Origin of the sequence: Dyella sp. KRB-257 (assembly GCF_049445995.1) — a bacterium.
Lineage (GTDB): Bacteria > Pseudomonadota > Gammaproteobacteria > Xanthomonadales > Rhodanobacteraceae > Dyella_A.
On the sequence record NZ_JBMSDZ010000012.1, the window covers coordinates 48,864 to 73,310 of the forward strand.

General features: G+C 71.1%; 25 protein-coding genes. 9 read left to right on the top strand and 16 right to left on the bottom strand.

The window, feature by feature from the left end; all coding sequences use genetic code 11:
- The first annotated feature begins 60 nt into the window (after positions 1-60).
- The 6 genes from ACO2Q2_RS10930 (at position 61) to ACO2Q2_RS10955 (ending at position 6,975) form a co-directional block, all read left to right on the top strand.
- On the top strand, positions 61-465 hold the full coding sequence (locus ACO2Q2_RS10930) for a group III truncated hemoglobin (RefSeq protein ID WP_423255807.1): 405 nt from the start codon (positions 61-63) through the stop codon (positions 463-465).
- A complete protein-coding gene (locus ACO2Q2_RS10935; protein WP_423255808.1) occupies positions 462-1,580 on the top strand; it encodes a PLP-dependent cysteine synthase family protein in 1,119 nt (372 codons plus the stop codon). Before ACO2Q2_RS10930 ends, ACO2Q2_RS10935 begins: the two co-directional genes overlap by 4 nt.
- A gap of 49 nt (positions 1,581-1,629) precedes the next feature.
- Entirely contained in the window at positions 1,630-2,391 is a 762-nt protein-coding gene (locus ACO2Q2_RS10940) for a prephenate dehydrogenase/arogenate dehydrogenase family protein (protein WP_423255809.1), read from the top strand.
- Positions 2,392-2,516: 125 nt separating this feature from the next.
- Positions 2,517-4,799: a nitric-oxide reductase large subunit gene (locus tag ACO2Q2_RS10945; RefSeq protein WP_423255810.1), complete on the top strand. Its 2,283-nt coding sequence runs from the start codon at positions 2,517-2,519 to the stop codon at positions 4,797-4,799.
- 148 nt (positions 4,800-4,947) lie between these two features.
- Positions 4,948-5,352, top strand: coding sequence for a SirB2 family protein (locus ACO2Q2_RS10950; protein ID WP_423255811.1), 405 nt, complete (start codon positions 4,948-4,950; stop codon positions 5,350-5,352).
- Between the two features lie 156 nt (positions 5,353-5,508).
- On the top strand, positions 5,509-6,975 hold the full coding sequence (locus tag ACO2Q2_RS10955; RefSeq protein ID WP_423255812.1) for a UbiD family decarboxylase: 1,467 nt from the start codon (positions 5,509-5,511) through the stop codon (positions 6,973-6,975).
- A gap of 122 nt (positions 6,976-7,097) precedes the next feature.
- Here ACO2Q2_RS10955 and ACO2Q2_RS10960 read toward each other — a convergent pair whose 3' ends face one another.
- Positions 7,098-7,295, bottom strand: coding sequence for a hypothetical protein (locus ACO2Q2_RS10960; protein WP_423255813.1), 198 nt, complete (start codon positions 7,293-7,295; stop codon positions 7,098-7,100).
- Positions 7,296-7,324: 29 nt separating this feature from the next.
- Between ACO2Q2_RS10960 and ubiU the strand changes: the two genes are divergently transcribed.
- Together ubiU and ACO2Q2_RS10970 are read left to right on the top strand one after the other, a co-directional pair.
- Entirely contained in the window at positions 7,325-8,323 is a 999-nt protein-coding gene (gene ubiU, locus ACO2Q2_RS10965) for a ubiquinone anaerobic biosynthesis protein UbiU (protein WP_423255814.1), read from the top strand.
- Positions 8,324-8,336: 13 nt separating this feature from the next.
- On the top strand, positions 8,337-9,209 hold the full coding sequence (locus tag ACO2Q2_RS10970) for a U32 family peptidase (protein WP_423255815.1): 873 nt from the start codon (positions 8,337-8,339) through the stop codon (positions 9,207-9,209).
- 169 nt (positions 9,210-9,378) lie between these two features.
- Here the strand turns inward: ACO2Q2_RS10970 and fabB are convergent, their stop codons facing one another.
- From fabB to ACO2Q2_RS11045, 15 genes are all read right to left on the bottom strand, one after another.
- A complete protein-coding gene (fabB, locus tag ACO2Q2_RS10975; RefSeq protein ID WP_423255816.1) occupies positions 9,379-10,587 on the bottom strand; it encodes a beta-ketoacyl-ACP synthase I in 1,209 nt (402 codons plus the stop codon).
- Positions 10,587-11,102, bottom strand: coding sequence for a 3-hydroxyacyl-[acyl-carrier-protein] dehydratase FabA (fabA, locus tag ACO2Q2_RS10980; protein ID WP_423255817.1), 516 nt, complete (start codon positions 11,100-11,102; stop codon positions 10,587-10,589). Before fabA ends, fabB begins: the two co-directional genes overlap by 1 nt.
- Positions 11,103-11,233: 131 nt before the next feature.
- A complete protein-coding gene (locus ACO2Q2_RS10985) occupies positions 11,234-12,670 on the bottom strand; it encodes an L-aspartate oxidase (protein ID WP_423255865.1) in 1,437 nt (478 codons plus the stop codon).
- Complete coding sequence (gene nadA, locus ACO2Q2_RS10990; RefSeq protein ID WP_423255818.1) at positions 12,670-13,695, bottom strand: quinolinate synthase NadA; 1,026 nt, start codon at positions 13,693-13,695, stop codon at positions 12,670-12,672. Before nadA ends, ACO2Q2_RS10985 begins: the two co-directional genes overlap by 1 nt.
- A 14-nt stretch (positions 13,696-13,709) precedes the next feature.
- Positions 13,710-14,552: a ubiquinone anaerobic biosynthesis accessory factor UbiT gene (gene ubiT / locus ACO2Q2_RS10995; RefSeq protein ID WP_423255819.1), complete on the bottom strand. Its 843-nt coding sequence runs from the start codon at positions 14,550-14,552 to the stop codon at positions 13,710-13,712.
- Positions 14,542-15,825: a hypothetical protein gene (locus ACO2Q2_RS11000; protein ID WP_423255820.1), complete on the bottom strand. Its 1,284-nt coding sequence runs from the start codon at positions 15,823-15,825 to the stop codon at positions 14,542-14,544. The genes ubiT and ACO2Q2_RS11000 overlap by 11 nt, the downstream gene beginning before the upstream one ends.
- The gene (locus ACO2Q2_RS11005; RefSeq protein ID WP_423255821.1) at positions 15,806-16,126 is read right to left on the bottom strand and encodes a DUF2249 domain-containing protein; all 321 of its coding nucleotides are present in this window, start codon (positions 16,124-16,126) and stop codon (positions 15,806-15,808) included. The genes ACO2Q2_RS11000 and ACO2Q2_RS11005 overlap by 20 nt, the downstream gene beginning before the upstream one ends.
- Before the next feature lie 9 nt (positions 16,127-16,135).
- On the bottom strand, positions 16,136-17,287 hold the full coding sequence (pdxB, locus tag ACO2Q2_RS11010; protein WP_423255822.1) for a 4-phosphoerythronate dehydrogenase PdxB: 1,152 nt from the start codon (positions 17,285-17,287) through the stop codon (positions 16,136-16,138).
- 115 nt (positions 17,288-17,402) lie between these two features.
- On the bottom strand, positions 17,403-17,720 hold the full coding sequence (locus ACO2Q2_RS11015; protein WP_423255823.1) for a hypothetical protein: 318 nt from the start codon (positions 17,718-17,720) through the stop codon (positions 17,403-17,405).
- A 25-nt stretch (positions 17,721-17,745) separates the two neighbouring features.
- Positions 17,746-18,183: a hypothetical protein gene (locus ACO2Q2_RS11020; RefSeq protein WP_423255824.1), complete on the bottom strand. Its 438-nt coding sequence runs from the start codon at positions 18,181-18,183 to the stop codon at positions 17,746-17,748.
- Between the two features lie 93 nt (positions 18,184-18,276).
- The gene (locus ACO2Q2_RS11025; RefSeq protein ID WP_423255825.1) at positions 18,277-18,741 is read right to left on the bottom strand and encodes a DnrO protein; all 465 of its coding nucleotides are present in this window, start codon (positions 18,739-18,741) and stop codon (positions 18,277-18,279) included.
- Entirely contained in the window at positions 18,738-19,319 is a 582-nt protein-coding gene (locus tag ACO2Q2_RS11030; RefSeq protein WP_423255826.1) for an SCO family protein, read from the bottom strand. Before ACO2Q2_RS11030 ends, ACO2Q2_RS11025 begins: the two co-directional genes overlap by 4 nt.
- Positions 19,316-20,203: a formylglycine-generating enzyme family protein gene (locus tag ACO2Q2_RS11035; protein ID WP_423255827.1), complete on the bottom strand. Its 888-nt coding sequence runs from the start codon at positions 20,201-20,203 to the stop codon at positions 19,316-19,318. Before ACO2Q2_RS11035 ends, ACO2Q2_RS11030 begins: the two co-directional genes overlap by 4 nt.
- A gap of 4 nt (positions 20,204-20,207) precedes the next feature.
- Positions 20,208-21,734, bottom strand: coding sequence for a copper-containing nitrite reductase (gene nirK, locus ACO2Q2_RS11040; RefSeq protein WP_423255828.1), 1,527 nt, complete (start codon positions 21,732-21,734; stop codon positions 20,208-20,210).
- Positions 21,735-21,856: 122 nt separating this feature from the next.
- Positions 21,857-23,101: an NnrS family protein gene (locus tag ACO2Q2_RS11045; RefSeq protein ID WP_423255829.1), complete on the bottom strand. Its 1,245-nt coding sequence runs from the start codon at positions 23,099-23,101 to the stop codon at positions 21,857-21,859.
- Positions 23,102-23,331: 230 nt separating this feature from the next.
- On the opposite strand from ACO2Q2_RS11045, the gene ACO2Q2_RS11050 reads away from it, so the two are divergent.
- Positions 23,332-24,402: an NAD(P)/FAD-dependent oxidoreductase gene (locus ACO2Q2_RS11050; RefSeq protein WP_423255830.1), complete on the top strand. Its 1,071-nt coding sequence runs from the start codon at positions 23,332-23,334 to the stop codon at positions 24,400-24,402.
- Positions 24,403-24,447 lie beyond the last annotated feature (45 nt).

Below are 24,447 nucleotides of genomic sequence, written 5' to 3' on the forward strand. Positions count from 1 at the left end.
CCGGCTGCGCCGCCCCGGGTGGCGCAGCCCTTTTCTTTCTTGCCACGCAACTCTCGCGACATGCCAGCCAACCTGCCCGACGAAGCCACCATTGCCCGCCTGGTCGACCGTTTCTATGACAAGGTACGGATCGACCCCGAACTTGGTCCGGTGTTCAACCCGGCCGTGCACGACTGGGCCGAGCACAAAAAGCTACTGACCACGTTCTGGTGCTCGGTTGCGCGCCGTGCCAACAGCTACCGCGGCAACCCGATGGCCGCGCACCAGCGTCATCCGGTGCGCGCCGAACACTTCGATCGCTGGCTCGCGCTGTGGCGCGCCACCTGCGCCGAGGTGCTGGACGCGAGTGGGGCGGCGCTGATGATCGACTATGCCGAGCGCATCGGGCAGAGCCTGAAACTGGGGCTGGGCCTGCGTCCGCGCGGGCGCGACCTCGGCGTGCCGATCGTGGCACGGCGGTCGTGAGCATCGCCGCCGACCTGCTGCCGTTGCCGTCGTCGTCCGGCCGCGAGTGGGTGCACGGCGCGCTCGAATGCCTGGCGCAGGAGGCCGCACGCTCGGCCGACACCCACCTGCTCAGGCTCGACCTGCCGGCCTTCCCCGGCATCGACATCTACCTGAAGGACGAGTCCGCGCACCCCAGCGGCAGCCTCAAGCACCGGCTGGCGCGCTCGCTGTTCCTGTACGCGCTGTGCAACGGCCGCCTGCATGCGGGGCAGACGGTGGTGGACGCCTCCTCCGGCAGTACCGCGATCTCCGAGGCGTGGTTTGCACGCCTGCTCGGGCTGCCGTTCGTCGCGGTGATGCCGGCCGGCACCGCGCCGGGCAAGGTGCGCGACGTGCAGGCGCTGGGCGGGCGCTGCGACCTGGTCGACGACCCGGCCGAAGTGCTCGCCGCGGCGAACGCGCATGCCGCGCGCGGCGCCAGCTTCCTCGACCAGTTCGGCCTCGCCGAGCGCGCCACCGACTGGCGCGGCAACAACAACATCGCCGAATCCATCCTCGGCCAGATGGCGCGCGAGCGCTCGCCCGAGCCGGCCTGGATCGTCTGCAGCGCCGGCACCGGCGGTACCTCGGCCACCATCGGCCGCTATCTGCGCTACCGCCGCCTGTCTACCCGGCTGTGCCTGGCCGAACCGACGGGCGGCGCGTTCGTCGAAGGCTGGCGTCGGCACGACCGCCACGCGCTGGCCAGCCGGCCCACCGTGATCGAAGGCATCGGCCGCCCGCGGGTGGAGCCGGGCTTCGTGTTCGAGGTGGTCGACCGGGTGCTGGAAGTGCCCGATGCCGCCTCGATCGCCGCCGCGTGGTGGCTGGAGGAACTGCTCGGCCGCCGCTACGGCGGATCGTCCGGCACGCAGTTCGTCGCCTGCCTGCGGCTGGCCGCGGCGATGCACGCGCGCGGCCAGCGCGGCAGCATCGTCAGCCTGCTGTGCGATCGCGGCGAGCGCTATGCCGAGACGCTGTTCGACCGCGCGTGGCTGCGTGCGCACGGCATCGACACCGCGCCGTGGGGCGCGCGCCTGCGCGCGGTGCAGCGCGACGGCCGCGGCCTCGACGATGGCGATGCCTTAGCATGAGTGTCCGCGCGGCGTTCGCTGCGCCGGCCTGACTGTCGCGGAGTTCTCCATGTCGTTCGCCATCCTCGGTCACGGCCGTTTCGGCCAGGCCCTCGCCGCACTGCTGCGCGAGGCCGGCCACGCCGTGCGGGCCTGGGATCCGCATGCCGACGTGCCGCCCGACTATGTCGCTGATTCCATCGACGCGGCACTCGAAGGCGCCTCGTGGGTGGTGCTGGCAATGCCGGTGCCGCAGATGGACGCGGCACTGCGCGCGCTGCGCCCGCGGCTGCGGTCGGAGCACACGGTGATCGACGTGGGCAGCGTCAAGATGCACCCCTGCGCGCTGATGGACGAACTGCTCGGCGACGACATTGCGCATGCCGGCACGCACCCGCTGTTCGGCCCGCTCAGCCTGGCCCGCGGCGAACGCCCGCTGCGCACGGTGGTCTGCGCCAGTCCACGGCATCCGGACGCCGCCGCGCGCACGCGCCAGTTGTTCGCCGGGCTCGGCTGCGAGGTCATCGAGCAGGCGCCGGCCGTGCACGACCGCGCCATGGCGCATACGCATGCGCTGGCCTTCTTCATCGCCAAGGGGCTGGTCGACATCGGCGTGGACGACGAGCTGACGGTGGCGCCGCCGTCGTTCCAGGGCCTGAAGAACATGCTGGCGGCGGTGCGCGGCGACGCCGGCCACCTGTTCGCCGCGATCCAGCAGGAGAACCCGTTCGCCGAAGAGGCGCGCGCGCAGTTGATCGATGCGCTGCAGGGTATCCACCGCCGGCTGCTCGCGCCCGGCGAGGATGCGGCGCTGACGATCGCCGAGCGCTGACGGGACGGACGCGGCCGCGCCGCCTGCGACAATCCGCGCCGATCGCCTGCGCCGCGTCTGATCCATATCAGGGGCTGTCGCGCGCGCGCCATCGACCATGCGCATGTCCTCCAGGGAGATGCGCAATGACGACCACCCGAAAACTCTGGCTGGGGCTGGCAGTACTGCTGCTGGCCTCGTTCTCCGTGCTGCTGTGGGTCGGCAAGGAGGTGCACCAGCAGGCACCGCCGCTGCCCGACGCGGTGGTCACCACCGACGGCGCCACGCTGTATACCCATGCCGACATCGAACGGGGCCGCGAAGTGTGGCAGAGCATCGGCGGCCAGCAGCTCGGCTCGATCTGGGGCCACGGTGCGCTGGTGGCGCCGGACTGGAGCGCCGACTGGCTGCACCGCGAAGCCGACGCCATGCTGGAACTGCTCGCCCGCGACGAGGGCGCCGCGTCGTTCGCATCGCTCGATGCCGGGCATCAGGCCGCGCTGCAGGCGCGCGTGCAGGCCGAGGAGCGCCGCAATACCTGGGATGCGGCCACCGGCACCATCACCGTCTCGCCGCTGCGCGCGCAGGCGATGGACGTGGTCGCGCGCCACTACGAAAGCCTGTTCAGCAACGACCCGGCCACCCACGCGCTGCGCGTCACCTACGCCATGCGCGAGGACACCATCCCCGAGATGGAACATCGCCGCGCGGTCACCGCGTTCTTCTGGTGGACCAGCTGGGCCGCCGCCGCCGAGCGTCCCGGCCACAGCGTCAGCTACACGCAGAACTGGCCGTATGACCCGCTGGTCGGCAACCGGCCCAGCGGCACCACGTTCATCTGGTCGGTGTTCAGCGTGCTGTTCCTGATCCTCGGCATCGGCCTGCTCGGCTGGCACCACGCGGTACTCAGTCACAGGGAGGCACCGGCGGTACCGCCGGTGCGCGACCCGCTGGCCGACTTCAAGGCCACGCCCTCGATGAAGGCGACGGCGAAGTACTTCTGGACCGTGATGGGCCTGTTCCTGGTGCAGATCCTGCTCGGCGCGACCACCGCGCACTTCCAGGTGGAAGGCCAGCAGGCCTATGGCTTTGCGCTGGCCGACGTGCTGCCGTACAGCATCACCCGCACCTGGCATACCGAACTGGCCGTGCTGTGGATCGCCACCGCGTGGCTGGCCACCGGCCTGTACATGGCGCCGTTGATCGGCGGCAGGGAACCGAAGTTCCAGCGGCTGGGCGTCAACTTCCTGTGGGTCTGCCTGCTGATCATCGTGGTCGGTTCCTTCGCCGGCCAGTGGTTCGCGGTGATGGACAAGATGGGCCTGAAGTACAACTTCTGGTTCGGCCACCAGGGCTGGGAATACACCGACCTCGGCCGCTTCTGGCAGATCTTCCTGTTCGTCGGGCTGATGCTGTGGCTGTTCCTGGTCGGTCGCGCGCTGATGCCGGCGATCAGGCGCCGCGACGAGACCTCCAACATCGTGGGCCTGCTGTTCCTGTCCACCGTCGCGATCGGCCTGCTCTACGGCGCCGGCCTGATGTGGGGCGAGCACACCCACATCGCGATGGTCGAGTACTGGCGCTGGTGGGTGGTGCATCTGTGGGTGGAGGGCTTCTTCGAGGTGTTCGCCACCGCGGTGATCGCCTACCTGTTCGTCAAGCTCGGCCTGCTGCGCGCGGCCAGCGCGTCCACCAGCGTGCTGTTCGCCACCATCGTGTTCATGGCCGGCGGCGTGCTCGGCACCCTGCACCACCTGTACTTCACTGGCACCACCACGGCGGTGATCGCATTGGGGGCGAGCTTCTCGGCGCTGGAAGTGGTGCCGCTGGCGCTGATCGGGCTGGAGGCCTACGACAACTGGAGGAAGCAGCACGCCGCGCCGTGGATGGCGCGCTACCGCTGGCCGATCATGTTCTTCGTGGCGGTGAGCTTCTGGAACCTGGTCGGCGCGGGGCTGTTCGGCTTCCTGGTCAACACGCCGATCGCGCTGTACTACATGCAGGGCCTCAACCTCACTCCGCTGCACGGCCATACCGCACTGATGGGCGTGTACGGCATGCTCGGCATCGGCCTGATGCTGTTCTGCCTGCGCGGCATCAAGCCGGAGGCCGAATGGCGCGAGGGCTGGCTGAAGGGGGCGTTCTGGTTGCTCAACATCGGCCTGTCGCTGATGGCCCTGCTCACCCTGCTGCCGCTGGGCGTGCTGCAGCTCAGTGCCGCGCTGGACCACGGCTACTGGTTCGCCCGCTCCGAGCACTTCATGGATCGGCCGCTGGTGCACCTGCTGGTATGGATGCGCGTGCCCGGCGACAGCCTGTTCGCGGTCGGCGCCCTGCTCACCTCGGTGTTCGTCGCCTCGCTGTGGCTGCTGCGCAAGCGCCAGTCCAAGGGCGCGGCATTGCCGCAGGCGGTGCGGGAAGGTGCCTGAGCTCTCCGGGGCGCGCCGTCCGGCGCGCCCCTTCCCGCCCCGGTAGGAGCGCACCCTGTGCGCGAATGCTCTTGTCGAAACGTCCGCAAGAGCAAGAGCAAGAGCGTTCGCGCACAGGGTGTGCTCCTACCACCTGCCCGGTGCTCCGATGTTCGAGTTCTATCCCCAGATCAAGGCCGTGCACATCGCCTGCGTCCTGCTCAGCGGCCTGCTGTTTGCGCTGCGCGGCACGCTGGTGCTGGTCGGCCGCGGCATCGCCGCGCACTGGGCGCCGCTGCGCTATCTCAGCTACGCCATCGACACCACGCTGCTCACCGCGGCGCTGATGCTGCTCACCATCCTGCCCGCGGCGGTGTTCGCCAACGGCTGGCTCGCCACCAAGCTCCTGCTGCTGGTGGCCTATGTCGTGCTGGGCATGCTTGCCCTCCGGCGCGGACGCAGCCCGCGCCAGCGGACGATCTGCTTTGCGGCGGCGCTGGCCACGTACCTCTACATCCTGGGCGTGGCATACATGCACCAGCCGCTCGGTTGGCTGTACGGGCTGGCCGCATGAAACGCGAGCGCATGCTCGATGCCTGCTTCCTCGGCCCGTATGGCGAGAACGACACGCTGCTGGAAAAGCTGCTGGTCGAGTTCCTGCGCGATCACGTCTACTGGCGGCGCAATTTCCATCCGGGCCATCCGGACCCCCTTCTGCCGACTTTCCACCATGAGCCATCACGACCTCCGCACCTTTCTCGCCCAGCTGGAACGCCAGCAGCAGCTCGCCCGCGTCGAGGCGACGGTCGACCCGCATCTGGAGTCCACCGCCCTGTGCCATCGCGCCTTGCGCGAAGGCGGTCCGGCATTGCTGATGGAGCACCCGGCCGGATCCCGGCACGCGTTCCTGGGCAACCTGTTCGGTCACCGTCGGCGCATCGAACTGGCGCTTGCCGGCCGGCCGCTGGCCAGCCTGCGCGAGCTTGGCCAGCTGCTCGCCGCGATCAAGGAGCCGCGCTGGCCGGCCAGCCTGCGTCAGGCGCTTGCCACGTGGCCGGAGTTGGCGCAGCTCGCCCATGTGGCGCCGCTGAGCGTGCACGAGGCGGCGTTCGAGGAAGAAACCCTGCATGGCGACGAGATCGACCTGGCGCGCCTGCCGATCCAGCATTGCTGGCCCGGCGATGCCGGCAAGCTGATCAGCTTCGGCCTGGTAGTGACGCGCGGCACGCAGAAGCCGCGGCAGAACGTGGCGATCTACCGCCAGCAGGTGATCGGGCCGAACCGGGTGATCATGCGCTGGCTGCCGCACCGTGGCGGCGCGCTGGACTACGCCGACTGGTGCGCCGAATACCCCGCGCGGCCGTTTCCGGTGCTGGTGGCGATCGGTGTCGATCCGGCCACGCTGCTGGCTGCGGTGGCGCCGGTGCCGGACACCTTGTCCGAGTACGAGTTCGCCGGCCTGTTGCGCGGCCAGCGCACGCGCGTGTGGCGCAGCCCGCTGACCGGCCTGGACGCCCCGGCCGGCGCGGAGATCCTGCTGGAAGGCTTCATCCACCCGGACGACACCGCGCTGGAAGGTCCGTTCGGCGACCACACCGGCTACTACAATGCGCAGGACCACTTCCCGGTGCTCACGATCGAGCGCATGCACCTGCGCCACGGCGCGATCTACCACGGCAGCTACATGGGCCGCGCACCGCACGACGAACCCTCGGTGCTGGCGCTGGCGCTGAACGACGTGTTCGTGCCGATCCTGCAGAAGGTGTTCCCGGAGATCGTGGATTTCCATCTGCCGCCGGAGGCGTGCTCGTACCGCATCGCGGTGGTCAGCATCCGCAAGCAGTACGCCGGCCACGCGCGCCGCGTGATGATGGGCGTGTGGTCGTACCTGCGCCAGTTCACCTACACCAAGTTCGTGATCGTCACCGACGACGACATCGACGTGCGCGACTGGGCGCAGGTGATCTGGGCGATCGCCACCCGCGTCGACCCGGCGCGCGATGCCATGCTGGTGGAGAACACGCCGATCGATTACCTCGATTTCGCCAGCCCGGTGGCGGGCCTGGGCTCCAAGCTGGGCATCGACGCGACCGGCAAGTGGCCGGGCGAGACCACGCGCAGCTGGGGTCGGCCAATCATCCCGGACGCCGGCATCGAACGTCGGGTCGATGCACTGTGGACGACGCTGACCACGTAGGAGCGCACCCTGTGCGCGAATGCTCTTGGCTCTGATGTCGATCAGGAGCAGGAGCATTCGCGCACAGGGTGCGCTCCTACCCGGGGCGGGTGAGAAGGGAGCTCCGTCGTCGGCCGGCTCGATCAGGCCGATTCGATCAGGCCGGCCCGGTCCGGCGCCATGGTCGCGTCCATGTGCCCCAACTCGTAGTGACGCAGTGCTTCCAATGCCGAACGGATGCGCGCCATGCCGTCGCGCAGCGCGGACCGCTCGACCGTACAGCCGCGGCGCGGACACGCATGATCCAGGTCAACGACAGGCCATGGCGCGCGCGCCACCATGCGCCTCCCCATCGCGCCGAGGATCGCCCATGCAACTGGTGTGCCCCGCCGGCAACCTGCCGGCCCTGCAGGCGGCGGTCGACGCCGGCGCCGATGCGGTCTATGCCGGTCTGCGCGACCAGACCAACGCGCGGGCCTTTCCCGGCCTGAACTTCTCCGACGCCGAATTGCAGCAGGGCATCGCCTACGCGCATGCGCGCAGCCGCAAGGTCTACCTCGCGCTCAATACCTACCCGGACAGCGCGCGGCTGGCGCAGTGGTACGCCGCGGTGGACAAGGCCGCGGCGCTGGGCTGCGACGCGATCATCGCCGCGGAGATGGCGGTGCTCGATTACGCCACGCGCAACCATCCCGCGCTGGCGCGGCACCTGTCGGTGCAGGGCTCGGCCACCACCGCGCCGGCGCTGCGCTACATGCACGAACGCTTCGGCATCGCCCGCGCGGTGCTGCCACGGGTGCTCTCGGTCCAGCAGGTGGAGCGACTTTGCCAGACCAGTCCGGTGCCGCTGGAAGTGTTTGCCTTCGGCAGCCTGTGCATCATGGTCGAGGGCCGCTGCCAGCTTTCCAGCTATGTCACCGGGGCCTCGCCGAACCGCCACGGCGTGTGCTCGCCGGCGAAGTTCGTGCGCTGGGACGAGCACGACGATGGCCGTCGCAGCGTGCGCCTGAACGATGTGCTGATCGACTGCTTCGAACCGGCCGAGCCGGCCGGTTACCCGACCGTGTGCAAGGGCCGCTTCGAAGTCGGCGGCGAAACCTTCCATGCGCTGGAAGAGCCGACCAGCCTGAACACGCTGGAGCTGTTGCCGCGGCTGGCGCAGGCCGGCGTGGCGGCGCTGAAGATCGAGGGCCGCCAGCGCGGCGTGGCGTATGTCGGCTCGGTCACCCGCACCTGGCGCGACGCGCTGGACCGTTACCGCGCGGCGCCGCAGGACTGGTCGCTGCGGCCGGGCTGGCGACAGTCGCTGTCGAAGCACGCCGAAGGTCACCAGACCACGCTCGGCCCCTACCACCGCCACTGGCATTGAGCCGGGAGACGCGATGAAACTCAGTCTGGGCCCGCTGCAGTATTTCTGGCCGCGCGAACGCACGCTGGCGTTCTACCGCGAGGCGGCGCAATGGCCGGTCGACATCCTCTACCTCGGCGAGACGGTGTGCAGCAAGCGCCGCGAACTGTCGACCCGCGACTGGATCGCGCTGGCCGGGGAGCTGGGCGAGAGCGGCAAGCAGGCGGTGCTGTCGTCGCTGGCGCTGGTCGAGGCCGAATCGGAACTCGGCGCGCTGACCCGGATGGTCGAGAACGGCCACTGCTGGATCGAGGCCAACGACCTGTCGGCGGTGCAACTGTGCCGCGAACGCGGCGTGCCGTTCGTCGCCGGTCCCACCCTCAACGTCTACAACCACCAGGCCCTGTCCATGCTGATGGACGACGGCCTGCGCCGTTGGGTGCCGGGCGTGGAGCAGGGCCACGCCCTGCTGACCGAGTTGCGCGATGCGATGCAGGCGCAAGGCCGGCCGATGCCGGAGCTCGAGGTGATCGCGTTCGGCCGCCTGCCGCTGGCCTACTCGGCACGCTGCTTCACCGCCCGCGCGCTGGATCTGGCCAAGGACCAGTGCGGCTTCCGCTGCATCGACTATCCCGACGGCCTGCCGCTGGCCACGCGCGAGGGACGGCCGTTCCTGCGCATCAACGGCATCCAGGTCCAGGGCGAGGAGATCACCGACCTCGGCCCCGAACTGCCGGCGCTGCGCGAGCTGGGCGTGGACGTGCTGCGGCTGTACCCGCAAGCCGAAGGCATGGCCGACGTGCTGGCCCACTTCGACCTCGCCCGCCACTCGCCGCAGCCGCCACCGCGCTTCGGCGCCCGCAACGGCTACTGGCACGGCGAACCGGGCATGCGCCCGGTGGGCTGAACGATGTTCCGGCCGCCCCGCACGGACAGCCGAAACCATCCCGCAAGGCAACGGGCGGATGCCTTGCGGTAGGAGCGCACCCTGTGCGCGAAATGCTTTTGCTCCTGATCGACATCAAAGCCAAGAGCATTTCGCGCACAGGGTGCGCTCCTACCCGGCCCGGGCTGCCTTATACCCGGGCGAACACCAGGCTGGCGTTGGTGCCGCCGAAGCCGAAGCTGTTGGACATCACGGTGTCGAGGCGCGCCTCGCGGCTGGCGCGCAGGATCGGAAAGCCTTCGGCGCGCGGGTCGAGCGCGTCGATGTGGGCCGATCCCGCCATGAAGCCATCGCGCATCATCAGCAGGCTGTAGATCGCCTCGTGCACGCTGGCGGCGCCCAGCGCATGCCCGGTCAGCGCCTTGGTCGACGACAGTGGCGGCATCGCCTCCCCGAACACCTCGCGCACGGCATGCAGCTCGACGATGTCGCCCAGCGGCGTGGCGGTGCCGTGGGTGTTGAGGTAGTCGACCGGCCGCGCGACGCCGGCCAGCGCCATCTTCATGCAGCGCACGGCACCCTCGCCGCTCGGCGCGACCATGTCGCAGCCGTCGGAGGTGACGCCGTAGCCCACCAGCTCGGCGTGGATGTGCGCGCCGCGCGCCCGCGCGTGGTCGTAGTCCTCCAGCACCAGCATGCCGCCGCCGCCGGCGATGACGAAGCCGTCGCGCTGCGCGTCGTACGGTCGCGAAGCGACCGCGGGAACGTCGTTGCGATGGCTGGCGAGCGCGCCCATCGCGTCGAACTGCGCGGTCATGCCCCAGTGCTCTTCCTCGCCGCCGCCGGCGAACACCACGTCCTGCGCACCGTGCCGGATCAGGTCCGCCGCCGCACCGATGCAGTGCGCCGACGTGGCGCAGGCGGCGGCGATCGAGTAGCTCAGGCCGAGGATGCCGAACGCGGTGGCCAGCGACGCGGAGACCGTGGAGCACATCGTGCGCGGCACCATGTACGGACCGACGCGGCGCACGCCCTTGTCGCGCAGCAGGTCGGCGGTCTCGATCTGCCACTGCGCCGAACCGCCGCCGGAACCGGCGACCACGCCGGTACGCGGGTGGCGCACCTGTTCGTCGCACAGGCCGGCATCGCCGATCGCCGCGCGCATCGCCACATAGGCATAGGCTGCCGCATTCCCCATGAAGCGGCGCAGCTTGCGGTCGATCGCCGCGTCCAGGTCGAGCTGCGGCACGCCGGCCACCTGGCTGCGCAGGCCGCGCGCGGCGTACTCGGGCATCGCGCGGATGCCGCTCTTCAGATCCTGCAGCGCGCGCGCCACGGTATCGGCCACGTTGCCCAGGCACGAGACGATGCCGAGTCCGGTGACCACCACGCGGCGCATCAGAAGCCCTCCGTGGACCGGAACAGGCCCACGCGCATGTCGGCAGCCACGTAGATCAGGCGGTCGTCGACGAAGGTCTTGCCGTCGGCCACCACCAGCGCCAGCTTGCCGCGCATCACGCGGCGCACGTCGACCTCGTAGCGCACCCGCTTCGCGCTCGGCAGCACCTGGCCGGAGAACTTCACCTGTCCCACGCCCAGCGCCCGGCCGCGGCCGGGCTCGCCCAGCCATGGCAGGAAGAAGCCGGACAGCTGCCACATCGCATCGAGCCCGAGGCAGCCCGGCATCACCGGGTCACCGTCGAAGTGGCAGCCGAAGAACCACAGCGCCGGGTGGATGTCGAGCTCGGCGCGCAGCACGCCCTTGCCGTGCGCGCCGCCGTGGTCGTCGACGTGGGTGATGCGGTCGAACATCAGCATCGGCGGCGAGGGCAGGCGGGCATTGCCGGGGCCGAACAGCTCACCGCGGGCACAGGCCAGCAGTTGCTCCCGGTCGAACGAGGAAGGACGTGTCATGGGAAAGGCTTCAGTGGAGGAGCGAACAGTCTGGATGGCCGCCGGGGCGGCGGCCTTGATGCGCATCAAGCGCAGCGCGGCTGGGGGTGCGCATGGGCCACGGGCCGTGGCCCCGACCGCCTCTGACCGGGTCATGCGGCCACGGTCGCGTCGCGCCGCCAGTGCGCGCCCAGGCTGTCGGTGCGGCGCAGGGCGGCCAGCAGCACGGCTTCGCCCAGTCGTGCCTGCCAGCCGTGCCAGGCCGCGCAGGTGCGCAGGGCGTCACGCAGGGTGGTGGCGTCGCGCCGGGGGCCGGCCGCCGTCCACAACAGCTGGCGCAGGGCTGCCAATGTCCCGGCATCCAGTGCCGGCCCACGCTCGATCCAGCGAGCCGTACCCTGCCCGCGCAACGGCCCCGCCAACGTGGCCAGTCGCGTGCCCAGCCTGCGCCCGCAGGCCACGCCTTCGAGCAGCGAATTGCTGGCGAGCCGGTTGGCGCCATGCACGCCGTTGCAGGCCACCTCGCCCACCGCGTGCAGGCCGGGTATGCCGGTATCGCCATCCAGGCCGGTGGCCAGCCCGCCCATGTGGAAGTGAGCCGCGGGCGTCACGGGGATGGATCCGGTGCGCGGATCGATGCCGTGTGCCAGACAGGCGGCGAGCACGCCGGGAAACCGCTGCGGCCAGTCGGTGACGGCGGTGGCGTCGAGCCAGGCGCCGCCCTCACGGCAGGCCTGCCATACGCGCCGTGCGACCACGTCGCGCGGTGCGAGATCGCCCAGCGGGTGCAGATCCTTCATCAGCGGGTGTCCGTGCACGTCGTGCAGGCGTGCACCGGCACCACGCAATGCTTCGGTGATCAGCGGCAGGTTTTGCCGGCCGGGCAGATCGAGCGCGGTCGGATGGAACTGCATGAATTCCAGGTCGCGCGCCGCGGCACCGGCGGCCAGGCCCAGCGCCAGGCCCGCACCGTCCGCGCCGGGCGGGTTGCTGGTGCGGCCGAACAGGCTGCCGATGCCACCGGTGGCGAGCACGACATGCGCCGCGTCGTGGGTTTCCCCGCGGCCGCGTTCGTCGCGGGTGAGCAGGCCGACCACGTGGCCGTCGCGCCAGCGCAGCGCATCGACATCCACGCCACCGCGCCACTGGATGTGCGTGGCACGCTGTGCCTGCGCGCGCAGGGCCTGCATCAGGGCCGCGCCGGTGCCGTCGCCGCCGGCGTGCACGATGCGCGCCGCGCCGTGCCCGCCTTCGCGGCCCAGTTGCAGGCGGCCGTCCGCGTCGCGATCGAACGCCACGCCCTGCGCGGCGAGCCAGGCCACGGTGCGCGGCGCTTCGTCGGTGAGGCAGCGCACGGCGGCCTCGTCGTTGTGGTGCGCTCCGGCGACCAGCGTGTCGTGCGCGTGCGCCGCCGGGCCGTCGGCCGCGTCCACGGCCGCGGCGATGCCCCCCTGCGCCAGTGCGCTGGCGCTGCCGCAGCCATCGTGCGCGCGGCACAGCAGGCGCACCGGCCGGGGCGCGGCGGCGAGCGCGGTGGCCAGCCCGGCGACGCCCGCGCCGACGATCAGCACCGGTGCCTCCGCGCGCATCACGCGGCCTCGTGCCGGCCCACTGCCAACATGCGCTCCAGCGCGTGACGGGCCCGCGCGGCGACGTCGGCGGGCACCTCGACCGCGTGCTGCGTCCCGCGCAATGCGGCGTGGATGGCAGGCAGCGTGATGCGTTGCATGTGCGGGCACAGGTTGCAGGGCTTGATGAACTGGGTCGCCGGGAAGCGCATGCGCAGGTTGTCGGCCATCGAGCATTCGGTGATCAGCGCCACGCGCTCGGGCTGCTCGCGCTCCAGCCAGCGACCCATGGCGCTGGTCGAACCCACGAAATCGGCCTCGGCCAGCACCTCGGGCGGGCATTCGGGATGCGCCACCAGCTTGGCGCCGAAGCGCTCGCGCGCATGGCGTGCCTCCTGCGCGGTGAACTTCTCGTGCACCTCGCACTGGCCGTGCCACAGGATCAGCCGTACCTGCGTCTGCGTGGCCACATGACTGCCCAGATAGCGGTCGGGCAGGAAGATCACCTGCGCGCTGCCCATCGCCTCGACCACCTGCACGGCGTTGGCGGAGGTGCAGCAGGCATCGGACTCGGCCTTCACGGCGGCGGAGGTGTTGACGTAGCTGACGACCGGCACGCCCGGGTATTGCGCACGCAGGGCGCGCACGTCGGCGGCGGTGATCGAGGACGCCAGCGAGCAGCCGGCCTGCGGATCGGGGATCAGCACGGTCTTCCGCGGCGCGAGGATCTTGGCGCTCTCGGCCATGAAATGGACGCCGCACAGCACGATCAGGCTGGCCGCGCAGTCGGCCGCGGCCTGCGCCAGCGCCAGCGAGTCGCCGGTGATGTCGGCCACGCCGTGGAAGATCTCCGGCGACTGGTAGCTGTGCGCCATGATCACCGCGCCCCGCTCACGCTTGAGCGCGTTGATGGCGTCGATCCACGGCAGGTGCAGGGGCAATTCCAGGCAGGGAACGAGGGGTTCCAGCCGCTCGATCAGCGCGGCGTACTCGTGTTCCAGGCCGTCGCGCCAGGCGGGCGCGGTGGCAACGGTTCGGGCAGACATGACGATCCTTGCGGTCAGGCGGCGTTGCGCCGTGCGTCGCGTGCCGCACGGGCCAGCCGCGCCCCGCGGTTGAGCGCGATGCGCAGTCCGAGCGGCACCTGCTCCCACGGCAGCCGATCGAGCAGGTTGCGCGCGGTGAGGCCCAGTTCGGTATCGCCGGTGAGGACCAACGCACGCTGGAAGAACAGCGTGTCGGCGTCTTCCAGCCGGCTGGCCAGCAACAGCAGGTCGGTGGCGCTGCCGCGCACGCAGGCTTCGGCGCCGCCGCCGACAGTCGCCAGGCGCCCTTCGCGCAGGGTGAGTACCCAGTGCAGCCCCAGGTCGGTGACCTCGATCCCGAGCCGGCGTCCGGCCATGAAGTCGAGCGCATGGTCCGCCAGCGGGGCGGCCAGCACGCTGGCCATCGCCCGTTCCAGCATGGCGTTCTGCCAGCGCCGGGGGACGACCCGCAACAGCGGCGCGAGGCGCCGGGGCGGGGGCAGCAGGCGCAGCATGGGTGTGGCGCGTTCGCGATCGATCGAAGGGTTCATGCCGCCGAGCATGCCTGCTTGTGCACGGTTGCCGCGTTGATCCAGGTCAGCCGCCATGCCCTGCTGCACGCAGGCGTCGGCGATCGCCAGGTCGAGCAGGCGGGCTGCGGTGGCTGTCGGCACGCCCAGTTTCCGCGCCAGCACATCGGCGCGCTGGCGCACCGCCCGCTCGCGCGCCGGGTCACGCATCGGCAAGCCGGCGCGGGGCTTGAGCCATGCCACGCTGCGGACCAGCTGCCGGCGCATGGCGAGCATGACCAGCAGGCTGTCGTCGACGGCATCGATGGCGTGACGGGCGTGCGACAGGGCAAGGCGTTCAGGCAGCATCGACGGATTCCCCAGCGCAATCCGTGGTGGTGACCGGGGACCCCGCGCGGTGCAGAAAACCGCGCGCTGCGCGCAGTGATCCGGCGAGGGTGAACCCGTGCAGCGCCCATGCTGCCACCTGCGCGGCGCCGGCCAGCCGTGCCAGTTCCGGCCGTGGCCACAGCACGGCGACAAGCAGCAGCGCGGCCGCGCCGCCCTGCACGGCCAGCACCTGACGCTTGCGGCGCTCTTCCAGCAGCCGCTGCACGCCCGGGATCCGCGTGCCTCGTGGAACCCGGCGGCGCAGGTCGATCCAGACGATGAACGGCACGATCTCCAGCGCCATCGAACCGACCAGCAGGGGCCATCCGATACCCAGCGCCAGTGTGCCGGCCAGCATCCCCGCGCCACCCGCCAGCGCGATCGTGGCCGCCGCCAGGGCCAGCAGGCCGAGCCGCCAGTGCTGGTACAGCGCGTGCCGCCGCTCCCGCGCGATCGGCCATTGCAGGGCGAGCGCGGCCAGCACGAACGCGCCGCCGCCCGCCGCGACTGTCACCGGCCAGGCGATGCCGCCAGGCCGGTGCAGGTGCCAGGCACCGGCCAGCGGAAGCGCCAGTGCCACGCCGGCCAGCCAGGTCGCCTGCAGCGGTGCCGCGACCCGGCCGGTGCCCTGGAACATCGGCAGCACCACCCGCGCCACCGCGGCCAGCAGCAGGGTCATCCAGCCCAGCACGCCGAACCCGGCGTGCACGTCCACGATGGCGAGCGGCCACGGACGATGGCCGGCACGCAGCCAGGCCAGCAGCCCCCCGGCCAGGGCGGTCGCCATGCCGTAGCCCAGCGCGATGCCGAGCCCGGCGCGCAGCAGCCGCTCACCCGCGGCCATGACGAGACCGGGCAGGGTCACCGCGCCCAGCCACAGGAAGGCCAGCGGCAGCAGTACGCCCGCCGTGGCCAGCGCCACGCGGTCGCCGCGGTGCAGCCCGACCACCAGCAGCAGCGCGCCGAGATTCCACGCGGCGTGCAGCCACGGCGTCTGGCGCACGCCGCGCAGGCGCGTACCCGCGGCGGCCGGCAGGAACTGCAGCAGGCTGCCGAACATCGCGTTGCCCAGCACGCCGAGCGTCCATACGTGCACCAGCGCCAGCGTGTCCGGATGCCAGCGCACGCGCAGGGCCGCATCGGCATCCACCATCAGCAGCAGGCCGCCGACCATGCCCCAGCACGGCATGGCCAGCAGGAAGCGCAGCGGCAGCATGGCTGCCGGCGCCTGCTCAAGCCGCAGCTTGGTCATCGCGCGGATGGCGGATGCGCACCCGCACGCTGCCGTCGGCCGCGGGCGCTTCCGGTTCGGCGTCGAAGCCGAGCATGGCCAGCTCCAGCAGCAGCGGACGCGGCAACCGCGGCGCCACGATCGTCAGCGTGGCGCCCGGCGCCAGTTCGGCGGCAGCGGCCAGCGCATGCAGCATGGGTTCGGGCGCGGGGAGATGGCGCAGGTCGAGTTCGTCGGGCATGGCGCCATTGCAGCGCAGGTGGCGCGGCGCGGCACTGATCCAGGTCAGCCGTGCCAGCCGCCGATGGAAGCGCGTCGGCACGCGCGGTCTTCAATGCACAGGCGCAAAGCCGAGTGCGCCGAGCAGCGCCAGTTCGTTCGCCGGCAGGTGCGCGGCGAGCCGCTGCGCGTGCGCCAGTTCGACCGTGGCGAACTCGCGGCGCAGCGGATACTGCTTGCGCAGCCGGTCGAACGCCGCGGCGCGGGCATCCTCGTCGGCCTCCAGGGTGGCGCGCAGGGCCGCGTCGTCGTCGGCAATGCGCCAGGTCGCGCGGACCAGGTCCAGCGCGCGGCGCGGCGCCAATTGCGCGATGTCCAGCACGCACCGGGCGGTGGCGGGTACCAGGGCATCCAGCGTCGCCGCCGGCGCCCGGCCGAGAAAGGCGCAGAACGCCTCGTACAGCATCCAGGTACCGCGCAGTCTGCCGTCGTAGGAGTAGCCGGCGATGTGCGGCGTGGCCAGGTCGACCCGCGCGGCGAGCCGGCGATCCAGCCGCGGCTCGCCTTCCCACACGTCGAGTACCGCGTGCAGGTCGTTGCGCCGCTGTAGCGCCGCCAGCAGCGCGGCGTTGTCCACCACCGCCCCGCGCGCGGTGTTGATGAGGATCGCGCCGGGCTTCAGCCGCGCCAGGAACGCGGCATCGGCGAGGTGCCGGGTCGGGTGCGCGCCGTCGCACACCAGCGGGGTGTGGAAACTGACGATGTCGCAGCCGGCGATCGCATCCAGGTCGACCAGCCCGGTCCGGCCTCCGTCGGCCAGCGGCGGGTCGCAGCCGAGCACCTCCAGCCCCATCGCCAGCAGGCGGGTTCTCAGCCGCGAGCCGACGTTGCCCAGCCCGACGATGCCGGCGCGCCTGCCCGACAGCGGCAAGCCGTGGCGGTCGGCCAGTTCCAGCAGCGCGCTGCTGACGTAGTCCACCACGGACATCGCGTTGCAGCCCGGCGCACTGGCGAAGGCGATGCCCCGGGCGCGCAGCCAGTCGACATCCACGTGATCGGTGCCGATGGTGGCGGTACCGACGAAGCGCACGCGCGAGCCGGCAAGCAGCGATGGGTCGACACGGGTGACCGAGCGCACCAGCAGCACGTCCGCGTCGCGAACGTCGCCGGGCGAGAGACCGCGACCGGGCCGCGTGACCACCTCGCCGAAGTCGGCGAACAGTTCGCGTGCCAGCGGCATGTTTTCGTCGACCAGGATCTTCATCGCGCACCGTGCTGTGGCCGTATCGGCGTGCGCCATGATAGGTGCAGGCAACACCGCACCAGGAGCGTGGGCCGTAGAAGCCATTCGGGCTGCAAAGCCCTCCGCCGTGACGTTTCTACGGCCCACGCTCCTGGCCGGTACCCGGCGGCGGCACGTCCGCCAGCGTCAGCAGCACCGCGCGCAACTGCAGCTGCAGCGCCTGCCAGGCCGCGTCCCAGCGGCCTTCGTGCGGCGTGGCCAGGGCGAAACGCTGCAGTTGCGCATGCACCTCGGCGAGGCGGGCGCGCAGGGCATCGGCGTCGGCGCGCGCCTGTTCGTAATCCTCCAGCCCCACCAGCATCACCTTGCGGTCGCGGCACACGCCGATGCAGGTCTGCGGCGCCTCGACGCGGCCGCAGCCGATGCATTGCCAGGCCTGGATGGTGTCGACCATGTGCGGATTTCCTCGAACGGTGTGGCTACAGCACGAACATGGTCTTGGCGAGCAGCACGATGGCCGCCATCAGGACCAGCACGATGCGATGCGTGTGGCGGAAACGGCATGGATCCATGCCGCCGTGCCTGCCGGCGCGCACCGCGCCGATGAATACCGCCAGCACGCCCAGCGCCAGCAGCACCTTCAGTCCCAGCCAGACACCGAAGCGCGAGCCCATGCACGACAGGCCGCCGCAGCGCAGCTCGAACAGCAGGCCGCCGGTGACGAACAGCGTGGCCACCACGTACGGCATGAAACGCCGTGCGCGCTCCATCACGATGGCTTCCACGCGTTGCACGGTGGCGTTGTCGAGGCGGCCGTGCAGCGCGTCGAGTACGAACACTTCGAAGGCGACGGCGCCGATGAAGACGATCGCACAGCTCAGGTGGACAAGGACGATCCAGGGATGCCAGCGGGCCATGCGGCATGTCTGCAGTGGGGGAAGGCATGTCCAGCGTGGCACCGATGTGCCCGACGCACCCTGACCTGGATCAGCGTCCGCGCACTGCGGCGGTCAATGTGCGGCAGCTGCGGTCCAGCCCGGGTCGGCGAAGTAGTGCGGGTAATCCGCCAGCGCGTCGCGCATCGCCTGCACCTGTGCGATGTCGTCGGGGTCGGCCTTGAGCTTCTGCGCGGCGGCGAGCAGCGGCACCAGCATGCGATGCAGCACGGCGTTGCGCTCTGCCGGCAGTTTGCAGGTCGCGAAGATGTCGGCGGCGGCCTGCTCGATCAGGCCGACCCGGTCCAGCGCCATGGTGGCGTCCATATGGCCCATCTCGTAGTGGCGCAGTTCCTCCAGCGCGACGTGGATGCGGCCCATGCCGCCCTGCAACGCCGCGTCGGCGGGCCAGCGCGCGGCCGGCGCGGGAACCGGTGCGGTGTCACCGGGCGCAGCGTGGTGTGCGTGCTGCGCGAAGGCCACGCCGGCGAGCGGCAGCGCGAGCAGGACGAGAAGGAGGGCGCGAGAGGCGATGTTCATGGGCGTGCCCCGGCAAGCTGGCGCACGGCGGTGACGAAGGCCGGATCGGTGCGTCCGATGATCGTGCTGCGCGCCACGATGCGGCCGTCCGCATCGAGCAGCAGCAGCACGCTGGAGTGGTTGAAGTCGCCGTCGGGCAGCGGCCGGTACTGCACGCCGAGCAGGGCGGCGATGGAGCGCGTGTCGCCCGGCGTGGCGCGCGCCAGCGTCCACCAGCGCAGGTCCAGCCGGTGCGCGGCGGCGTAGCGACGCAGCGCGTCGGTGTCGTCGCGAGCCGGGTCGAAGCTGATTGCCAGCAGGCCCAGCCCGGCCGGGTCGCCGGCGGCGCGGCGGGTGGCCTTCATGGTGTCGATGATCATCGGGCAGACCATCGTGCACGAGGCGTAGAACATGCTCACGATCTGCGGCGTGCCGCGGCGCGCGGACCACGCCGTGGCGTGGCCGTCCTGGTCGGTGAGGGTGGCGGCGAGCTGGTAGACCGAGTCGCCGGGCAGCGGGGTGTTCGCGGCGGCCGCTGCGCACACGACCGGTCCGATCAGCAGGGCGCATGACAATGGAAACGCGATGCGAAGGTTCATGGAGTGCTCACTTGCAGGGCGGTGGATGCCGCGCGCGCGGCATGGTGGTCCTTCGACGGCGCTGCGCCACGCTCGGGAACAGCGGCCGGGAGTGATGCGTCCAACGGCGCACTCGCCAGCGGCCGCGCGCAGCGGAAGCCGAGGTTGGGCGTGGTGTCGACCGCCTTCAGCGCGGACAGCATCGCCACCCGCATCAGCGTGGCGTAGTTCTCCTTCTGCTGCAGGCTGATCGCGCCGGCGCCGCAGAACTTCAGCTTGTCCGCGCCGTCCTGGTCGCGGCTGTCGCTGCCCACCAACAGGGCGTTGAAGTCGTCCACCCACTCCCACACCAGGCCGTTGAGGTCGCGCACGCCGTGCAGGTCGGCGGCGCCGCCGATCGCCGGCAACGCGTGCGAGGAGGGGCGGCTGTACCAGTCCAGCACGCGCTCGCGCCAGGCCGGATCGCCGCGCGCGTCGGCGCGGGTGGCATCGGCGGCGGCGGCCATCTCCCACTCGTACCAGCGCGGCAGCCGCGCGTGCTCGCTCTCGCAGTAGGCCTGCGCGGCGAACCAGCTCACCCGGGTCACCGGCTGGCGCGGCAGCGCCTCGGCGCCGAGCGCGTCCGGGGCGGCCCAGTGCGAGAGGTAGCGGCCGTCGGCGAAGATCGGCGCCACGCGATCGCGCCGCCACTGCGGATGCGCGATGACGAAGGCGAGGAACTCGGCGTTGGTCACCGGCTCGCTGCGCAGGGCGAACGGCGCCACCTGCGCCGGCGCGTCCTTGCCGTCGGCCGGCACCACGCTGGCGAAGCGCCCGCCGGGCAGCGGCCGGTAGTCGGCGGCGCTCACCGCGGCGGGTGCCGCGGCGAGCGCCGCGAGCGCCATCAGCAGCGCGCCGGCACGCATCGTCTCAATGCTCCGCCGCGGGGGCGACGGGCGGTTGCGCGCGCACCTTGGCCACCTCGTCCTTGCTCACCTGGCCGCCGGGGTTGTCCCAGCTGTTGAGCACGTAGGTGAGGATGTTGGCGACCTCGTCGTCGGTGAGCTGGGTCATCGGTGGCATCACAGAGTCGTACTCGGTGCCGTTGACGGTGACCTTGCCGGTGAGCCCGTGCAGCGGAATGCCGATCAGGTGCTCGCGCGTCTGCCTGGCGAGGTAGTCCGACTTGGCCAGCGGCGGGAACACGCCGGGCAGGCCGGCCCCGTTGGCCTGGTGGCAGACCGAGCAGGTGCCGGTGAACAGTTGCTTGCCGGCGGCGATCTGGTCGGCCTTGCTCAGCGTGCCGGCGGCATTCGCCCTGGCCGCCGTGCTGACCGCCGTGAGGTTCGGTTCGGCACGATCGCCGAGGTAGACCGAGTCGACCTCCTTGCCCGAGTAGATCGCCTTGTTTTCCGGGCCGTCGACCTTGAGGATGCCCAGCGCACCCTTGTTGAAGGCGCGGAAGATCGAGTGGTCCACCAGCACGTAGCTGCCCGGCACCTGGGTCTTGAACTCGACCATCGCCGCGCCGCCGGAGGGGATCAGCGTGGTCTGCACGTTGTGCTGCTCCACCGTGCCGCCTTCCTGCCGCACGGTGTCGAAGATCTCGCCGATCACGTGGAAGCTCGACACCAGGTTGGGACCGCCGTTGCCGACGAACAGGCGCACCGTCTGGCCGACCTTGGCGGTGAGCGCCTTGTCACCGGTGAGCGAGCCCTCGTGGCCGTTGAACAGCACATAGGTCGGGCGCTCGTCGATCGCCTTGTCCATGTCGAACGCCTGGTGACCTTTCTCGCGGTACTTGCCCACCGTGTAGAAGTCGCCCTGCATCACGTAATACTCGTGGTCGACCTTGGGCATGCCCTCCGGCGGCTCGACCAGGATCAGTCCGTACATGCCGTTGGCGATGTGCATGCCCACCGGCGCGGTGGCGCAGTGGTACACGTACACGCCCTGGTTGAGCGCCTTGAAGGTGAACTGCGACTCGTGCCCCGGTGCGGTGAAGCTCGACGCCGCGCCGCCGCCCGGGCCGGTGACGCCGTGCAGATCGATGTTGTGCGGCATCTTCGAGTCGGGCGAGTTCTTCAGGTGGAACTCCACCGTGTCGCCCTGGCGCACGCGGATGAAGCTGCCCGGCACGGTGCCGCCGAAGGTCCAGTAGGTGTAGCTGACGCCCTCGGAGATCGGCATCTCCTTCTCGATCACTTCCAGGTCGACGATGACCTTGGCCGGGTAGTTGCGGTGGATCGGCGGCGGCACGTTTGGCGGGCTGGTGAGCACCGCGTGGATCGGCGCGCCCTGCGGCGGGCCGAAGTCGCCCGGAGCGGTGGCCGGCGCCGCCGCGGCGGCAGGCGATGCAGTGACTCCGGCGCCGGTCATGGCCTCGGGCTTGCCCGAGCAGGCGGCGATCGCCAGGACGCTGGCCGCGGCCAGCAAGGTGCGCAACGTTCTCGACATGATCTATCCCCTTCGTTTCCGTACAGGCAGGTTAGGGCTTTGGCGGCCGGCGCCCCTGACGCAGGTCAGTTCCGGCGGGCTTGCGCACGGGCTGCGACAAGCCGCCGCGCCGGTGCGCCCTCTCAGCCCGGCTTGCCGTCCACGCGCGGGGTCAGGTAGATCCACGCCGAGCGCAGCACCCACGGCGCGAAGGCGATCAGCCAACCGGCCGCGGCGAGCACCAGCCAGCGATAGCCGTCCGGTCCCAGTTCGGCGCGCACGCGCAGCACCACCACGCCCTGCAGCAGGGCGAAGCACACCCACGGCAGCGTGCCCATCTGCAGCGCGCGGCCGGAATGCCCCTGGGTCACGCGCGTCACCATCGCCACCAGCATCGAGCCGAAGTAGCCGATGGTCAGCACGTGCAGCGGCGCCAGGCCGAGCACCATCCGTCCACTCGCCAGCAGCCACGCGCTCTGCCACGCGTACAGGGCGAAGGCGAGCGGCAGCCAGGCAAACGCCAGATGCAGTGCCAGCAGCAGACCGGGGCGGCGCGCCCTCCACGGTTGCCACGCCAGCGCATGCGCACCGAACAGTAGCGCCAGCGGCGCGTCCGCCAGCCAGCGCCAGGCATCGGCGCCGGCCAGCTCCAGCGCCACGTGCGCGGTCAGCAGCGCCCATGCCAGCGGCAGGCTCCAGCGCGGCCGCCACGGGCGGTAGCCGGCGATCGCGTTGCCGCTGAAGAACGGAATCATCCGGTGGCACACGCTGAAGTACACCGGCAGCAGAAAGCCGAACACACCGAGCCGGAGCGCCAGTGTCATCGCAGCCGGCGGCGCGCCGAACAGCGCGGCCAGTCCGGCGGCCAGTCCCGCGCCGCCCACGGCCACGCCGGCCAGGCACGACCACGCGTGTTGCTGTCGCGCCGTCGACGCATGCAGCACCTGCGCCAGCGTCACCAGCGCCATCGCGTATCCCGCGCCGATCAGCAGCACGCCCGCGCGCAGCAGCGCCAGGCTGCCGAGCAGGCCGGCATGCGCCAGCAGGTAGCCGCCGAACACCGCACTGGCCACCGGTACGTAGCGCCTGCGCGGCAGCGCGGGACGATCCAGCCAGCGTGGAAACACCGTCAGCAGAAAGCCGAACATGAACAGCGGCAGCATGCCGTACACCGTCAACAGCGCATGCCCCCACCCCGGCGGCACCGGAGGCTGCGGCCAGTGCGCCCAGCCGTAGCGCAGCGACGCCAGCTGCAGCGTCCACCACGTCATGCTGGTGAGCACCGCCAGCGCACCGGCGAGGAACAGCAGTCGGTGCGGCGCGGCCGCCAGCAGCGCCGGCAACTGCGCCAGTGCTTCCGGACGGGAAGGGAATCGGGAATCGCGCATGGGACATCTCGGCTCAGGGGAGGCCATGCTCGCAGCACGCTGCCGGCGCTGTCGTGATCTGTATCAGGCGCACGACCCACTGCGCGCAGCGCGGTGGCAGCGGCGCAGACAGCGGTCGCGTGCCGCTGCGACATCCGGCCGCGTGCCGGATCGGTCTCAAGATGACGCAAATCAAGCGGCCGCCGTCGCCGGGCGGGCAGCATGCCGGCATGGAATCCGGGAAACGAAAAATGCCCAGTTGCGACGCAGTGGTGATCGGCGCCGGCCCGGTCGGGCTGTTCCAGGTATTCGAACTGGGCCTGCTCGGCTTGCGGGCGCACGTCGTCGACTCGATGCCGCAGCCCGGCGGCCAGTGCGTCGAGCTGTATCCGGACAAGCCGATCTACGACATCCCGGCCGTACCCGTATGCAGCGGCCGCGAGCTGATCGACCGCCTGCAGGAGCAGATCCGGCCATTCGCGCCGCAGTTCCATTTCGGCGAGACGGTCATCGCCGTCGAGCGCATGGAGAGCGGCCGCTTCCAGCTGCACAGCAGCACCGGAACCGTGTTCGACGCCGGCACGGTGATCATCGCCGGTGGCCTGGGCGCGTTCGCGCCACGCACGCTCAACGTGCCCGAAGCCGCTGCGCTGGTGGACCGTACGCTGCACTACAAGGTGACCCGGCCGGAGCTGTTCGAGGGCCACGACATCGTCATCGCCGGCGGTGGCGACGCCGCGCTCGACTGGTCGCTGGCGCTGGTTGACCGGGTGCGCAGCCTGGTGCTGGTGCATCGCACGTCGGCGTTTCGCGCGGCGCCAGCCAGCGTCGCCCGGATGCATGCGCTGTGCGAGGCGGGCCGGATGCAATTCTTCGAGGGCGACATCGTCGGCCTGGAAGCGCCCGACGACGTGCTGCACTCGGTGCGCGTGCGCGCCCGCAGCGGTGTGGTCCAGCGCATCGAGGCCGAACACCTGCTGGTGTTCTGGGGCCTGCATCCGGCGCTCGGGCCGATCGCCGACTGGGGTCTGGCGCTGGAGCGCCAGCAACTGCTGGTCGATACGGCCACCTTCGCGACCTCGGTGCCCGGCATCTTCGCCGTCGGCGACATCAACACCTATCCGGGCAAGAAGAAGCTGATCCTGTCCGGCTTCCACGAGGCCGCGCTGTGCGCCTTTGCGGCCCGCGCACACCTGTATCCCGACGAGTCCGTGCACCTGCAATACACCACCACCAGCCCTGCGCTGCAGCGGCGGCTGGGCGTCCGTCCGGATGTGGACGGGCGATCGACCGAGGCGGAACCCGCGACCGACGCCGCCTGAGCCACCTCCCGCCCATCCCGATGGCCCCCGACCCCGCACGAGAGA